The following is a 14,818-nucleotide window of genomic DNA, read 5'->3' on the forward strand; positions in this document are numbered from 1 at the left end:
CACCGAACGAGAGTGTAGCGGTGGAACAAAGGGCTGCCAGGGGCAACAAGAGCGAATCCGACGAATCCGATTCATTCGGATTCGCCTCAATCGCCAAAAAATTATCTGGCGATGCCCTGCAAGCGCTTGATATCCTCAAGACGCTTCAGCGTTTCCGTGTATCCGGCGTCGATTGCCTCGGATGCGCGATGGAAATCGGCAAGCCCGATCTGTCCCACAATCGGCATAAGCGTGACATCCGGTGGATCGCCCGCCATGCGGGCTCGCGAGATGCGGTCCTGAATGATGTTGAAAGCTTCCATCATCACGCCTGTAATGCCAAGGCGCGCTTCCTTCTCACCATGAATTGCCTCGGCCAGACCTTCCTGGCGTGATTGCGCATGTTTGATGACTGCAGCGCGACCATACTGGTCGTAATGCAGGTTCACCGCAAGGACGAGGCGCTGCTCGTAAGCACGGCACACAGATACGGGAACAGGGTTGACCAACGCGCCATCGACCAGAACACGCTCCTGCCAGCGCACGGGCTCGAAAACACCGGGCAGGGCATAGGAAGCACGCATGGCATCAATAAGCGGGCCAGATGACAGCCAGATTTCGTGACCGGTGCGTAATTCGGTGCAGATGGCAACGAAGGGACGGTCCAGTTCCTCGATGCGCAGCCCGTCCAGATGCTCGCGCAGGCGACCATCGAGTTTCATTCCGCCGAACAGCCCGCTACCGCGAAAGGTGATATCGAGAAGATTGAACATGCGCCGCCGTGTGAGGCTGCGGGCGAAATCTTCCAGTTCATCGAGCTTTCCGGCCAGATAACAGCCACCGACAAGCGCGCCGATGGAAGTTCCGGCAATCATCTCGATATCGATATTGGCTTCGTCCAGCGCGCGCAGAACGCCGATATGCGCCCAGCCACGCGCAGCTCCGCCGCCCAGCGCCAAGGCTATCCGGCGCGGCTCACGCTTGATTTCAGATTTTTCAACGATTTCTTCTGTCGGCGGTGCAAGGTCGTTATTCGCAGCCTTCCGCCTCTGCCCCCATGCAAGCATCACGATGGATACCTCTTCGTCTCGATTTGGAGCATTTCCGACAAAAGACTCAAGCGGTTTGCGTCAGGAAATGCACAGACAAATGGCTAAAACGATTCCGACAACTCCGTTTGAATGGAACCGCTTCAGATTAGCGAAACATAGTATCCAAAGAATAAATGCTGCGAATTGATGGCGCGACTCATATTCGCGCCATCACATCCTTTTGACCAAGATTAATGCTCGTGATCGCAAGCGCCTTCAATAGCCAGCGATATATCGCCGTTCTCGGCAACAACCTGCCGATAGAAGCAGGAGCGGCGGCCTGTATGGCAGGTCGGCCCGTCACCGGCGACGCGCACTTTCAGCCAAAGCGCATCCTGGTCGCAATCCGTTCGCAACTCGACAACGCTTTGCAGATTGCCCGACGTCTCGCCCTTCTTCCAGAGCTTGCCGCGCGAACGGGACCAGTAATGCGCAACTCCCGTTTCGAGGGTAAGGCGCAAGGCTTCCTCATTCATATGGGCGACCATCAGTAACTCGCCGTCACGCGCATCGGTTACAACGGCTGTGATGAGACCCGATGCATCAAAGCGCGGCATGAATGCCGCACCTTCTTCGATGGCCTTCTTGTCGGAAGGCTGGACAGGAAAGAAGCTCATAGTCTGCCGCTTATCTGCGGGTCAGGGTCATGAAGCGAACCTGTTCCTCCGCATTCACCTGCATTTCGCCGGTAAAAGTGGTGGTGATGGTCGTCGAACCCTGCTTGCGGATGCCGCGCATGGCCATGCACATGTGCTCGGCCTCGATCATGACGGCGACGCCACGCGGCTTCAAAATGCGCTGGATGCTATCGGCGATTTGTGCGGTGATGCTTTCCTGTGTCTGCAGGCGGCGCGCGAAAATATCCACGACGCGGGCAATCTTGGAAAGGCCAACCACCTTGTGATCAGGCAGATAGGCGACGTGCGCCTTGCCAATGATCGGCACCATATGGTGCTCGCAATGCGAATGGAACGAAATGTCCTTCACGAGGACAAGATCGTTATAGCCGCCGACTTCCTCGAACACCGTGCCGAGGACTTCTTCCGGGCTTTCCGTATAGCCTGCGAACAGTTCCTTATAGGCCTTGGCAACGCGCTTCGGCGTTTCCAGAAGACCTTCACGCTCCGGGTCGTCTCCGGCCCAAAGCAAAAGCGTGCGTACGGCTGCTTCTGCATCGGCCTGCGTCGGCTTGCCATGCAAAAGAGTTACATCTGCCTGCTTGTTCGGCAGGCCGGATTCGTCATCTTCTTTGAGGATGCGAGCGTCCATCAGTATTCTCCAGTAGTCTCCTTCAAGGAGGAGACGAGTTAAACGGACAATACAACGATGCGCTTTGCGAGCGGGCGATGTATTGATCCGGCGCTTGAGGCCACCGGACAGGTTTTCGTGCGACTGCCCCCGGGTCTGTGCTAATGTTACCCATAGCGCAGACGCTACCTGCCTATTATATAGACATTAAATTGCAACTTCAAACCGCAGTCGGACGACAAAATTATGTTTTTCTCCGGCACTGCGGAAGGTTCGCCTCCATGATCGATGATATTTATAACAAACGTATTCTGGAATTCGCTGGAAACATGGAGCGTCTGGGACGCCTTCCTGAGCCCGATGCCGTCGCCAAAGTGCATTCCAAACTGTGCGGATCGACCGTTACCGTCTACCTGAAAATGGCTGACGGCATTGTGACGGATTTCGCACATGAGGTGAAAGCCTGCGCACTTGGGCAGGCTTCTTCGTCCGTGATGGCGCGCAATATTATCGGCGCTTCCGCAGAGGAACTGAAAGCCGTCCGCGATGAAATGTACAAGATGCTGAAGGAAGAAGGTCCGGCGCCGGAAGGGCGTTTTGCCGACCTGAAATATTTCGAACCTGTCCGCGAATACAGGGCTCGCCACGCCTCCACGCTGCTTACATTCGATGCGGTTGTCGATTGCATCCGGCAAATCGAGGAAAAGGCCAAAGCTGCCTGATGTGCTCTTGCGACAAGAATCACGCAGGCGAGGGCGCACCAAAGCGCTATAGCCGGAATTTTACAGATCCGTGGCGCAAGACACCCGGAAGAGTGATCGGCACTTCGTTCGTGCGCTTCTATCAGGTGACATTGTCGTCTCTCATCGGCAATTCCTGCCGCCATCTGCCGACCTGTTCCGAATATGCCTATGAAGCCATTGCTCGCCACGGCCTGTGGAGCGGCGGATGGATGGGGCTTTTTCGCGTCGTGCGTTGCGGGCCGTTCGGAACCCACGGTTTCGATCCGGTGCCGCGTGCACTCTCCAGCGATCTCAAATGGTATCTGCCCTGGCGGTATTGGCGCTGCTCGGCATCTTAGGGCGCGATGCGCTTTATCAGAGCCGTCTCCCAGTTTCCCCGAATTACCCCCAGCTGTGAATTCTGACAGTTTTTTGTTAGCTGATTATAATTCATTAAGGATATCAACGTTTCATTGAGAATTGGAATTTAAGGCAGTCCTGTGGTCTTTTTCGGGCCGCAATTTGCCTGCATGTCCCCCCGGCGTCCCTATTCCTGTGAGCTGTTATGCTGAAATCATCGTCCCCTCTTTCACGTCTCATTGCATCCTTAGCGCTCGGTGCGAGTGTGCTTTGTACGTCTGCGGCGATGGCGAATACGTCCTGGGTTGTTTTCGACGCCGATAGCGGGCGAATCCTTGGGCAGGACGATGCGAATGTGCAGCGTGCACCAGCTTCACTGGCCAAGATGATGACGCTCTATCTCGCCTTTGAAGGTCTCAAGACCGGCACGCTGCATTGGGACGATGCAATGCCTGTGTCGAAAAATGCGGCTGCAAAGGTTCGCATGAAGCTCTGGCTGAAGCCGGGTGAGACGATTACCGTCCGCGATGCGATCAATGGCATGATTATCGTGTCGGCCAATGATGCGGCGACGGTCATGGGCGAATATATCGCCGGATCGGAAGCGGCTTTTGGCCGGTTGATGACGCAGCGTGCGCGCCAGATCGGCATGAAGAGCACTTTCTTCGTCAATCCGTCGGGACTAACGGCGAAGTCAACCCAGCTGACCACAGCGCGGGATATGGCCGTGCTTGGCATGTCGCTCCGCCGTGACTTTCCGGAACAATATGAGCTGTTCTCGCAGCGCTCCTTCACTTTCCGCGACCGTGTTCGCAACGGCCACAACAATCTGATGTATCGCTATCAGGGCGTCGATGGCATCAAGACCGGCTATACGGATGTATCCGGCTACAACCTCGTTTCCTCAGCCGTCATCAACGACAAGCACCTTGTCGGTGTCGTGCTGGGGGCAGGATCGGCGCGGCAGCGCGACGACCAGATGGCGAAACTGCTCACCCGGTTCGGCACGGAAGGCACTGAGGCCACGGGGCGGCTCGTTGCAATGGCAAAGCCGCAGCCTGTCGCCAAACAGGCAGCTCCGGCCCAGCCGAAAGCAGACGCAGTAGCAGACCTGATCGACGATTCCCGTATCGAGCAGGGCGACGGTGGCTTCCTGATCGCCTCAGCCGCTGGAGCATCGGCCTGGACGATTCAGCTCGGCGCTCCACCGACACTTTCCGGTGCCAAGGAGCTGCTGGACAAATATCGTCCGGCGGTCGACAAAGTCGCACCGGGCCTGAAAGCTGAAATTTCGCCTGCCGAAAAGCGCCGCAAGGTCTATCGCGCGCGTTTTTCCGGTTTCAGGGACTCTACATCCGCCGAAAAGGCATGCTCGCAGTTGAAGCAGCAGAAGATCGACTGCCTCCCGATTCGGAACTGATTTCATTTCAATTGCACAGATGAGCGCGACCTGACGCTGTCAGTCTGTCGCGCTTTACTGGCTGGGCAAAAAAGACTAGAACCCAACCTTCATTTTCATACGCATGAACCCACCCGCAATCGTTGGCGGGACTGGATAAGGATGATCAGAATGTCGAATACCGTTTCCATGCAATTTCCCGATGGCTCTGTGCGTGAATACGATGCGTCGATGACCGGCGCGGGCCTCGCGGAATCGATTTCCAAATCTCTCGCCAAAAAAGCTGTTGCCTATGCCGTCGATGGCACCGTGCGCGATCTTTCCGATCCTCTCGGCGCTTCCGGCAAGATTGAGATTCTGACCCGCGAAGACCCGCGCGCGCTCGAACTCATTCGTCACGACACGGCGCACGTACTGGCAGAAGCCGTGCAGGAGCTTTTTCCGGGCACGCAGGTTACCATTGGCCCCGTTATCGAGAACGGCTTCTACTACGACTTTGCGCGTAATGAACCGTTCACGCCCGACGATCTTCCCGTGATCGAAAAGAAGATGCGCGAGATCATTCAGCGCAACAAACCGTTCACCAAGGAAGTCTGGTCGCGTGAAAAAGCCAAGCAGGTTTTTGCCGACAAGGGCGAGAACTACAAGGTCGAGCTGGTGGAAGCCATTCCTGCCGGGCAGGACCTCAAGATTTATTATCAGGGCGACTGGTTCGACCTCTGCCGTGGCCCGCACATGGCTTCAACCGGCCAGATCGGCAATTCCTTCAAGCTCATGAAGGTCGCCGGGGCTTACTGGCGCGGTGATTCCAACAATCCGATGCTGACCCGCATCTACGGCACGGCTTTCGCCAACGACAACGATCTTCAGGCCTATCTCCATATGCTTGAAGAAGCCGAAAAGCGCGATCATCGCCGCCTTGGCCGTGAAATGGACCTGTTCCATTTCCAGGAAGAGGGACCGGGCGTTGTGTTCTGGCACGCCAAGGGCTGGAAGATGTTCCAGAATCTGGTGAGCTATATGCGTCGCCGCCTCGACAGCCATGGCTATCAGGAAGTGAACGCGCCGCAGGTGCTCGACAAGTCGCTTTGGGAAACCTCGGGCCACTGGGGCTGGTATCGCGACAACATGTTCAAGGTAACCGTTGCCGGTGACGAAACCGATGACGATCGTGTCTTTGCGCTGAAGCCGATGAACTGTCCCGGCCATGTCATGATCTTCAAGCATGGCCTCAAGTCCTATCGCGACCTGCCGATCAAGCTTGCGGAATTCGGTAATGTGCACCGCTACGAGCCGTCAGGCGCGTTGCATGGCCTGATGCGCGTGCGCGGCTTTACGCAGGACGATGCGCACATCTTCTGCACGGAAGAGCAGATGGCTGCCGAATGCCTGCGCATCAATGACCTGATCCTGTCAGTCTACAAGGACTTCGGTTTCGAAGAGATCACCATCAAGCTGTCGACCCGTCCTGAAAAGCGCGTCGGCTCGGATGAGCTCTGGGATCGTGCCGAAAGCGTGATGATGTCGGTGCTGGAAAAGATCCAGCAGCAGTCCAACAACATCAAGACCGGCATTCTGCCGGGCGAGGGCGCGTTCTACGGTCCTAAGTTCGAATATACGCTGAAGGATGCTATCGGCCGTGAATGGCAGTGCGGCACCACGCAGGTGGACTTCAACCTGCCGGAACGCTTTGGCGCCTTCTATATCGACAAGGATTCTGAAAAGCGCCAACCGGTCATGATCCACCGCGCGATCTGCGGCTCGATGGAGCGCTTTCTAGGCATTCTGATCGAGAACTTCGCCGGTCACATGCCGCTGTGGTTTGCGCCGGTGCAGGTTGTTGTTGCCACGATCACCTCGGATGCCGACGAATATGCGGCGCAGGCTGCGGCAAAGCTGAAAGCCGCCGGACTGCAGGTCTCGACCGATCTGCGCAACGAGAAGATCAACTATAAGGTTCGTGAGCATTCCTTGCAGAAGGTTCCGGTGATCCTCGTCTGCGGCAAGCGCGAAGCCGAAGAAAACACGGTTAATATGCGCCGTCTCGGTTCGCGCGATCAGGAATCCATGACGCTCGATGAAGCCATTGCACGGCTGGTGGAAGAGGCGACCCCGCCCGATCTGCTCCGCCTCAAGAATGGTGGCTAACAATAAAAAGGCCGCGCATTGCGCGGCCTTTTGCTTTTGAAGATAGTTTAAACTCAATCCATGCTGTCTTGAACGGATTCGGATTCGCCATTGGCGACGACTTCGACTTCCTCGTTCTTGCCGGATGAAACCTTGAAATCGCGCTGATAAATGCGGTCCTTGTTCTTGGCGACGGCGACATAATCGCCTTCGATAAGAACCATCGAAGAATAAGCACCAGCACTTTCGCGTACCACATCGCCGGAAGCGTTCAGGATTGACCATGACGTATCGGCAAGCGCTTCGCCGCCGCGCTCGCGCACAAGCTTCAACGTCACTTCCGCGGCCCGATGCTGAACGGTCGCTTCCGTCAGTTTTCCGGCTTCCACGCGAATATCGGCCCGAATGGTGGCATTGGCCGTGCCATAGTTGGAAACAACATGATAAGTGCCGCTGTTGAGGCGAATGATCGCGTTCGGCTTGACGTCGGGCACAATCAGCGAACGATCATTATTGTCTTCGTCCGCATAGATCGAGAAACGCAGGAGATCGTCATTAATCTTGCCGCCATCCGGCAGAATCGCACTGAGCTTCATCCCGCCTGCATCGAGCATCATCACTTCATGACGGGTCGCGTTGCCGACCGTGATCCGCTTGGTAGCACCGGCGCGCCCATAGGCGACATGCACCAGATAGCTGCCCTCGGGCAGATTGAAAACAGCGCTGCCGCCCTTTGCACTTGCGATCAACGGCAGTTGACCATCCGCTCCGACATCCGGCGAGAACACGCGCCATACAAGCCCCGCCGGAATATCACCGCCACCTTCACTCAACCGCGCCTTGAGATCGAGTTCACGCGTCTGGACGAGCGGATTGTTCTCCGGGCTGGATGGGGCGGCATAAGTGTTCAGTGTCGGAAGATCGAGCGCTGGCTGCGGCAAGTCTGGCAGGCCAGTCGTGGTGGTCTGCAACTGTGGAATATTTGTCTGCGGATCTAGGCTCTGAGCCAACGATGGCATTGCACTGACGGCAAACGCGAACGCCGTAAAAAACGATCCTCCGCGCAGGGCAATTTTTCTCTTTGGGTAAAACAGGTTCAAGCGATCCGACATGTTGTATTTTTGAGCCCATGCGGGTGGCGAATTCAAGGCCAAATCGCTTCCGGCACCCGCATTTTTCCAACTTCTGTTGATTAATCGTTTCTGGAATTTTGACTTTACAGTACGGATGCAACGGGCGAGAAGAAGCAGCCCCGAATAAGTGGAGCAATATAAGCAGCATTTTAGTGACGAGGTTATCCGTGGCCCATCCGATCTTCGATTTTCTGGCACAGCGCAGTTCCACCCCGATTTCGGCAATTTCCGGACCAGCACCCGAGGGCGAGGAACTTGCAGCCTTGCTGAAAGTTGCCGCACGCGTGCCTGACCACGGACGCCTGACACCCTGGCGTTTCATCCTTTATCGCGGCGATGCGCGTCTCAAAGTCGGCGAGTATCTGGCCCAACGTGCCGAAGAAATTGAGGGTCCGATGCCAGAAGGGCGGAAGGAAAAAGAGCTGACACGTTTTTCGCGCGCGCCGCTCGTTGTTGGCGTGGTGTCATCGCCCGTCGCACATGAACGCATTCCGGAATGGGAGCAGTTCCTTTCGGCGGGCGCTGTCGCGATGAACCTTTGCACGGCTGCGAACGCGCTTGGTTATGCCAGCAACTGGATTACAAACTGGTATTCGGACGACGCTTACGCCCGCGCTTTTCTGGGACTGGCACCCAATGAACGTGTTGCCGGATTCGTCCATATCGGAACGGCGGCAAACAAGATGCCCGAACGCCCGAGAGCCGACATGGACAAGATCGTTACCGAATATTCCGGCCCATGGACGCAAGCTTAGAACTGACTTCAACAAGACTTTCTAATCAGCGGATAAACATATGTTTTATGAACCGAGGGAAGGGCACCCGCTGCCCCATAATCCGTTCAAGGCAATCGTTGCACCACGCCCCATAGGCTGGATCGGGACGAAATCGAAGGAGGGCGCCGTCAACCTCGCGCCCTACTCCTTCTTCAACGCGATCTGTGACACGCCGCCTATGGTCATGTTCTCATCGAGTGGTGTGAAGGACAGCGTTTCATTCATCGAAGAAACCGGCGAGTTCACCGCAAATCTGGTGAGCGATCATTTGAGAACCCAGATGAATGCATCATCTGTCGACGCGCCTCGCGGTATCAGCGAGTTCGAATATGCCGGACTAACCCAGACGTCGAGCAGGCTTATCGCAGCCCCACGCGTCAAGGAGGCCTATGCAGCGCTTGAATGTGTCGCGGTGGAAATCAAACGATTGCAGGACAAAGAGGGCAGGCCGACCGACAATTACATGGTGATCGGCGAGGTTGTCGGCGTGCATATCGATGAACAGGTCCTGACCAACGGTCTCATCGATATCGCGAAAGCCAGACCTGTCAGCAGGCTTGGCTATATGGATTTTGCCACGACGGAAAGCGTCTATCAGATGTTCCGTCCAAAATGGGAAAACGAAAAACAGGCCGATTGAGCATTCCAGCGAAAGTGTGAAACGGTTTTGCGCCCGGAAATGCTTAAAAACAAATAGTTAGAGGCCTTTTTTCTTGGCTTCGCCCCAGATTGCTTCCATTTCATCGAGAGTAGCGGCGTCAAGGTCGCTTCCGGTTTCACCGAGCGTTTTTTCGATGAAATGGAACCGCCGCTTGAACTTCTCATTGGCTGCGACGAGCGCGGTTTCCGCATCGATCTCAAGATGGCGGCCCAAATTGACCATAGCAAACAGCAGGTCACCATATTCCTCTTCGATATCCGCGCGCTCCTTCGCCGCCATAGCTTCCTTCAGCTCTGCGGTTTCTTCGGCGATCTTGTCGAGGATCGGTGCTGCCTCAGACCAGTCGAAGCCGACTTTCGCGGCTTTCTGCTGAAGTTTCAAAGCACGAAGTAGGGCAGGGAAGGCGTGTGGAATATCGTCCAGAAAACCGTTCTTCTCGGCCGTTTCAAGTCCAAGTTTCTCACGCCGTTCGGCCCGCTCGGCTTTTTCCTCAGCCTTGATGCGATTCCACGAGCCCTTGGCCATGCCTGCATTTCTGGCTTCAGCGTCACCGAAAACATGCGGATGCCGACGTATCATCTTGTGCGTGATAGCTTCGACAACATCGCCAAATGCAAAGCTGCCCTGTTCTTCGGCCATGCGCGAATGGAACACCACTTGCAACAACAGATCGCCAAGTTCTTCGCGCAGATCGTCCATATCATTGCGCTCTATGGCATCGAGGACTTCATAAGTTTCCTCAAGCGTATAGGGCATGATGGATTCGAAACTCTGCTCCACATCCCATGGACAGCCGGTTTCGGGGTCACGGAGCGCTGCCATGATTTCCAGAAGGCGATCGATATTGCGGGATGGTTTCATCATCGCTCCGTCAAACTTGGCTGATCTATTGCAACCATTCAAGAGAATCGCACCGGATGGCTTGAAGTCTGTTACTGATTTTGCATAGTCAGCCGGGGATCGCACATCGGGGCGGTATGTTCAACAAGCGGATACATAAACGATGACAATTCTTGTGACTGGCGGCGCTGGTTATATCGGCTCGCACACCTGTGTTCAGCTCATCGAGGCAGGCCACGACGTCGTTGTGGTCGACAATTTTGACAACAGCCACCCGGAAGCCCTGCATCGCATCGAAAAGATTACCGGGCGCACGCCGCGCCGGGAAGCAGGTGATATTCGAGATCGCGCTTTTTTGGAACAAGTGATCCGGCATCACAAATGCACTGCCGTCATTCACTTTGCCGGTCTGAAGGCCGTCGGTGAATCGAGCGAAAAGCCGATGCTCTATTATGATTGCAATGTGGTGGGCACGCTCCGCCTGTTGCAGGCCATGGAAGCAACCGGCGTCAAGACACTGGTTTTCAGCTCATCAGCCACGGTCTATGGCGATCCGCAGAAATTGCCAATCACGGAAGACCAGCCGCTATCGGCAACCAATCCCTATGGTCGGACCAAGCTCGTCATCGAAGACATGCTTCGCGATATTTATAACGGCGACAACAGCTGGAAGATCGCCATCCTGCGTTATTTCAACCCGGTTGGCGCACATGAGAGCGGCCTGATCGGCGAAGATCCAAAGGGCATTCCGAATAATCTGATGCCGATCATCGCGCAGGTCGCGACCGGTCGTCGCGAAAAACTGAATGTCTGGGGCAATGATTATTCAACGCCCGATGGCACCGGCGTTCGCGACTACATTCACGTAGTGGATCTGGCCGCCGGCCACTTGAAGGCACTCAAGAAGCTGGATGAGCCGCAGTGTTTCGAGGTGAATCTCGGCACGGGGCAGGGCTATAGCGTTCTGGACGTCGTGAAGGCCTTCGAGCATGTTTCGAACCGCGAGATCAAATACGAGATTGCGCCGCGCCGTCCAGGCGACGTTGCTGAATGTTACGCTGATCCAACCTTTGCCCGCGATTTCCTTGGCTGGTCTGCAGAGAAGAACCTCCGCGAAATGTGCCAGGATATGTGGCACTGGCAGTCGAAGAACCCTAACGGTTACGAATGAACCAGCTTGGATTGTAAATTGGAGGCCACATTTCAAAAGTGTGAGCTATCGCGCCATATCGGGAGGATTGAAACTCCTCCCGAGAGGTTTATGAACGAATGTGAGTTTTGAATGAAGCGGGCGTCGCGCTCCGCGATGCCTGCAAGATTGGACGATATGATGCGCTTCCTGCCTGACAAATTCACCAGCATGCTGATCGTGACCATTCTGCTTGCGTCCGTGCTCCCCGTGCACGGTGATTTTGCAGACTGGTTTGCGCTGGCGACGAAATTTGCTGTCGGGCTTCTGTTCTTTCTGCATGGTGCGAGGCTCTCGCGTGAGGCCGTCGTTGCAGGCATAACGCACTGGAGACTGCATCTGGCAGTCCTGTCATCGACGTTCATCCTGTTTCCGATCCTCGGTCTGGCGGCAGGTTGGACCATTCCCGGCTTGTCGCAATCAGCTTTCTACACAGGTATCCTCTTTCTCTGCGTTCTGCCTTCGACGGTCCAGTCGTCCATAGCCTTCACCTCAATTGCGGGCGGCAATGTTTCAGCGGCAATCGTATCAGCATCTGCATCGAACATTTTCGGCATGTTTCTCACGCCCTTGCTGGTCGGCTTGTTGTTCGCAGTCAAAGGCGGTGGTGGAATATCGGTCGATGCGCTCGAATCCATTCTGTTGCAGCTGCTCGCACCCTTCGTGCTCGGACAAATTCTGCAGCCATGGATCGGCAGTTTCATGCGGCGGCACAGCAAAGCACTCGGCTTTGTTGACCGAGGCTCGATCCTGATGGTCGTTTATCTGGCTTTCAGCGAGGCTGTGGTTGAAGGTCTTTGGCGTACCGTTTCGTGGCACGATCTCGGCATGATGGTGGGCGTCAACATCGTTCTGCTGGTCGTTGTGCTGCTGGCCACCTGGTACGGCAGCAAGTTGCTCGGCTTCAATCGTCCCGACCGCATCACGATCATGTTCTGCGGATCAAAGAAGAGCCTCGCCAGCGGAGCTCCAATGGCAAGCGCAATTTTCGCCGGTGCAAATGTCGGCAGCATTGTTCTGCCCTTGATGCTCTTTCACCAGATCCAGCTTATGGCCTGTGCTGTGATTGCACGAAAGCTGGCGGACCATAAAGGACAAGACGAGCGCGTCACAGCAGCTGCCGAGTAGGGAACCATCTGATTGCAGCGACCCCGCTTGCGAGATTTTCCAGATAAGCGTAGGAAGCGGGGAGGGATACTCTTGCTCTACGCGCTCGAATGTCCACCAAAGTAAGAAATTACAGATTTTACAAACACTTACATACCGCATCTAACAGATGCCAAGAACAGAAGAAGGGCCGATCTTTATGGCTGAGAATGACCAACCAGCTTTTGATCAGGAAGCGCTTGCAGAAGCCTATGAGCGGGCGCTTGCACTGGAAAAAGCTGGCGATTTCGATGCCGCTGCCAAGGCCTATGAAGATGTGCTGCGGATCGATCCTGATGACCATGGCGGCGCAGCCGTGCGGCTTGCGAGCATGGGACGCGGCGCGGTACCTCTAAAGGCACCGGATGCCTATGTGTCGACACTCTTCGATCAACATGCCGAAATGTTCGACACGATCCTTGTTGACCAGCTCGGTTATGACGTTCCGCTGCAGCTGCGGGAAATGCTCCTCGACATGAACGACGAGTTTTTCGCTGAACGCATGCTCGATCTGGGCTGCGGCACTGGCTTGTCAGCTGATGCGCTCGATGACATGGCCGGACATAAGACCGGCGTCGATATCTCGGAGAACATGATCGAAGTCGCTTACGAGAAAGGCGACTATCAGGTGCTGTTCGTCGGCGAAGCCGTTCGTTTTCTCGAAACCACGAGCGAACAGGATTGGGATCTGATCGTGGCTACCGATGTTTTGCCATATATGGGCGAACTCGACAAATTCTTCACGGGCGTTGCCGCGCATCTGCTGCCGGGCGGATATTTCGGCTTCTCCAGCGAGACGCTGGACGATACAAGGCTTGCCGGGCGTGCATTCATGGTCGGAGACTATCAGCGCTTTGCACACGCACAAACCTATGTGCGTGCAATGCTCGACAACCACGGAATGGATTGTGTGCGTTGCGAAGATATCGTCGTGCGCAGCGAACAAGGAGCGCCAGTTCCAGGCCATCTCTATATCGCTCAGCGTCGCTAGTACTCTGGGCTGATATTCAGGGTTCACATCTAAGAGCCTGAATCATAATGAATGTAACGATATCAGGCTCTTGCGATGCGCCGGGTGAGCAGGCGGATGTTTGCGATGTAGACCCAGGCTTCAGCAGACGCGACGGTTTTTTCGAAATCTTTGGCCAATCTACGGCAACGTCCGAGCCATGCAAACGTTCGCTCGACCACCCATCGGCGTGGTAAGAGTTTGAAGCCCTCAGCGTGATCGGATCGTTTGACGATTTCCAGCGTAAATTTTCCGACCGTTTCCAACCTGTCTTTGAGCTTGGGTCCCGCGTATCCACCATCAGCAAAGATATGCCGTAACCACGGCCAGCGTTTGAGGATGGTTTTCAAGACATCAGGTGCACTATCTCTGTCTTGAATACCCGCAGAATGGATCACCAGACCAACCATCAAGCCGAGGGTATCAACCACAATATGACGCTTGCGACCGTTGATCTTTTTTCCCGCGTCAAAGCCCCGTATTCCGCCACTTTCCGTGGTTTTTATTGACTGGCTATCGATCACGCCAGCGGTAGGGCTGGGCTGCTTTCCGGTCAACTCGCGTGCTGTCATCACGAGCGCGTTGTTGATCGTGCGCAGCATCCCTTCATCTCGCCATCGATAGAAATACTTTTGCACCGTGGAAAATGGTGGGAAGTCCGTGGGCAAAAGCCGCCATGCGCCACCTGATGAAGCAATATAAAGCAGCGCATTTACCACCTCTCGCAAATCCGTCTTGCGAGGGCGTCCGAGACGGCTCGGTGCAGGCATCATCGGTTCGATGACAGTCCATTCCGCATCCGTTAAATCGCTTGCATAACGCGCGTTGCGTCGTCCATATTGTTGCCGAGCGGTTGCAGTCCAGGCCATCATGATCTCCATCGAATGTAAGCTATCCGATTGAATCATAACCTACTGAAATCGCTCAATCCTTTTTGGAACAGGCTCTAAGTCTCGAAGGAGCTCAGATGTCGACAGCGCCGCAAGCGAGTCGCGATGTTTCAAGACAGATGGATATGAGTTGGTTCCATAATCTATCTTATGTGATCGATGTATATAACAGGGTACATTCTATTTTAAACTGCAACATGCCAATGAATTCATGTGGTTAGCCATGGAGGAAATTGGATGTCGAATTG

General features: G+C 55.2%; 15 protein-coding genes. 9 read left to right on the forward strand and 6 right to left on the reverse strand.

Going from position 1 to position 14,818, the window contains the following annotated elements; genetic code table 11:
* Positions 1 to 101: 101 nt before the first annotated feature.
* The 3 genes from FG152_RS24130 to folE form a co-directional block, all read right to left on the reverse strand.
* Positions 102 to 1,049: a patatin family protein gene (locus tag FG152_RS24130; RefSeq protein ID WP_278525954.1), complete on the reverse strand. Its 948-nt coding sequence runs from the start codon at positions 1,047 to 1,049 to the stop codon at positions 102 to 104.
* A 212-nt stretch (positions 1,050 to 1,261) separates the two neighbouring features.
* The gene (hisI, locus tag FG152_RS24135) at positions 1,262 to 1,687 is read right to left on the reverse strand and encodes a phosphoribosyl-AMP cyclohydrolase (RefSeq protein ID WP_454502790.1); all 426 of its coding nucleotides are present in this window, start codon (positions 1,685 to 1,687) and stop codon (positions 1,262 to 1,264) included.
* Positions 1,688 to 1,697: 10 nt separating this feature from the next.
* Positions 1,698 to 2,339, reverse strand: coding sequence for a GTP cyclohydrolase I FolE (gene folE, locus FG152_RS24140; protein WP_006466810.1), 642 nt, complete (start codon positions 2,337 to 2,339; stop codon positions 1,698 to 1,700).
* Positions 2,340 to 2,599: 260 nt separating this feature from the next.
* Between folE and FG152_RS24145 the strand changes: the two genes are divergently transcribed.
* From FG152_RS24145 to thrS, 4 genes are all read left to right on the forward strand, one after another.
* On the forward strand, positions 2,600 to 3,040 hold the full coding sequence (locus tag FG152_RS24145; RefSeq protein WP_010660103.1) for an iron-sulfur cluster assembly scaffold protein: 441 nt from the start codon (positions 2,600 to 2,602) through the stop codon (positions 3,038 to 3,040).
* Positions 3,040 to 3,399 carry a membrane protein insertion efficiency factor YidD gene (yidD, locus tag FG152_RS24150; protein WP_498988830.1) on the forward strand — a complete coding sequence of 120 codons (360 nt, stop codon included), beginning with the start codon at positions 3,040 to 3,042 and terminating at the stop codon, positions 3,397 to 3,399. The genes FG152_RS24145 and yidD overlap by 1 nt, the downstream gene beginning before the upstream one ends.
* Before the next feature lie 206 nt (positions 3,400 to 3,605).
* On the forward strand, positions 3,606 to 4,820 hold the full coding sequence (locus FG152_RS24155) for a serine hydrolase (protein ID WP_498988833.1): 1,215 nt from the start codon (positions 3,606 to 3,608) through the stop codon (positions 4,818 to 4,820).
* A gap of 150 nt (positions 4,821 to 4,970) precedes the next feature.
* Complete coding sequence (thrS, locus tag FG152_RS24160; RefSeq protein WP_029924832.1) at positions 4,971 to 6,947, forward strand: threonine--tRNA ligase; 1,977 nt, start codon at positions 4,971 to 4,973, stop codon at positions 6,945 to 6,947.
* Between the two features lie 53 nt (positions 6,948 to 7,000).
* Here thrS and FG152_RS24165 read toward each other — a convergent pair whose 3' ends face one another.
* Positions 7,001 to 7,945, reverse strand: coding sequence for an RgsD C-terminal domain-containing protein (locus FG152_RS24165; protein WP_373366444.1), 945 nt, complete (start codon positions 7,943 to 7,945; stop codon positions 7,001 to 7,003).
* Between the two features lie 281 nt (positions 7,946 to 8,226).
* Between FG152_RS24165 and FG152_RS24170 the strand changes: the two genes are divergently transcribed.
* Both FG152_RS24170 and FG152_RS24175 read left to right on the forward strand, forming a co-directional pair.
* Entirely contained in the window at positions 8,227 to 8,814 is a 588-nt protein-coding gene (locus FG152_RS24170; protein ID WP_029924828.1) for a nitroreductase family protein, read from the forward strand.
* A gap of 40 nt (positions 8,815 to 8,854) precedes the next feature.
* On the forward strand, positions 8,855 to 9,475 hold the full coding sequence (locus FG152_RS24175) for a flavin reductase family protein (protein ID WP_036581770.1): 621 nt from the start codon (positions 8,855 to 8,857) through the stop codon (positions 9,473 to 9,475).
* 57 nt (positions 9,476 to 9,532) lie between these two features.
* Here FG152_RS24175 and mazG read toward each other — a convergent pair whose 3' ends face one another.
* Positions 9,533 to 10,357: a nucleoside triphosphate pyrophosphohydrolase gene (gene mazG / locus FG152_RS24180; RefSeq protein WP_029924824.1), complete on the reverse strand. Its 825-nt coding sequence runs from the start codon at positions 10,355 to 10,357 to the stop codon at positions 9,533 to 9,535.
* A gap of 142 nt (positions 10,358 to 10,499) precedes the next feature.
* On the opposite strand from mazG, the gene galE reads away from it, so the two are divergent.
* From galE to FG152_RS24195, 3 genes are all read left to right on the forward strand, one after another.
* Complete coding sequence (gene galE / locus FG152_RS24185; RefSeq protein ID WP_010660095.1) at positions 10,500 to 11,507, forward strand: UDP-glucose 4-epimerase GalE; 1,008 nt, start codon at positions 10,500 to 10,502, stop codon at positions 11,505 to 11,507.
* A gap of 159 nt (positions 11,508 to 11,666) precedes the next feature.
* Complete coding sequence (locus tag FG152_RS24190; RefSeq protein WP_036563726.1) at positions 11,667 to 12,653, forward strand: bile acid:sodium symporter family protein; 987 nt, start codon at positions 11,667 to 11,669, stop codon at positions 12,651 to 12,653.
* A 178-nt stretch (positions 12,654 to 12,831) separates the two neighbouring features.
* On the forward strand, positions 12,832 to 13,662 hold the full coding sequence (locus tag FG152_RS24195) for a class I SAM-dependent methyltransferase (protein WP_036581764.1): 831 nt from the start codon (positions 12,832 to 12,834) through the stop codon (positions 13,660 to 13,662).
* A gap of 62 nt (positions 13,663 to 13,724) precedes the next feature.
* Here FG152_RS24195 and FG152_RS24200 read toward each other — a convergent pair whose 3' ends face one another.
* Positions 13,725 to 14,549, reverse strand: coding sequence for an IS5 family transposase (locus FG152_RS24200; protein ID WP_498988839.1), 825 nt, complete (start codon positions 14,547 to 14,549; stop codon positions 13,725 to 13,727).
* Between the last annotated feature and the right edge of the window lie 269 nt (positions 14,550 to 14,818).

The sequence above is a fragment of the Ochrobactrum sp. XJ1 genome (assembly GCF_024701725.1).
Lineage (GTDB): Bacteria > Pseudomonadota > Alphaproteobacteria > Rhizobiales > Rhizobiaceae > Brucella > Brucella anthropi.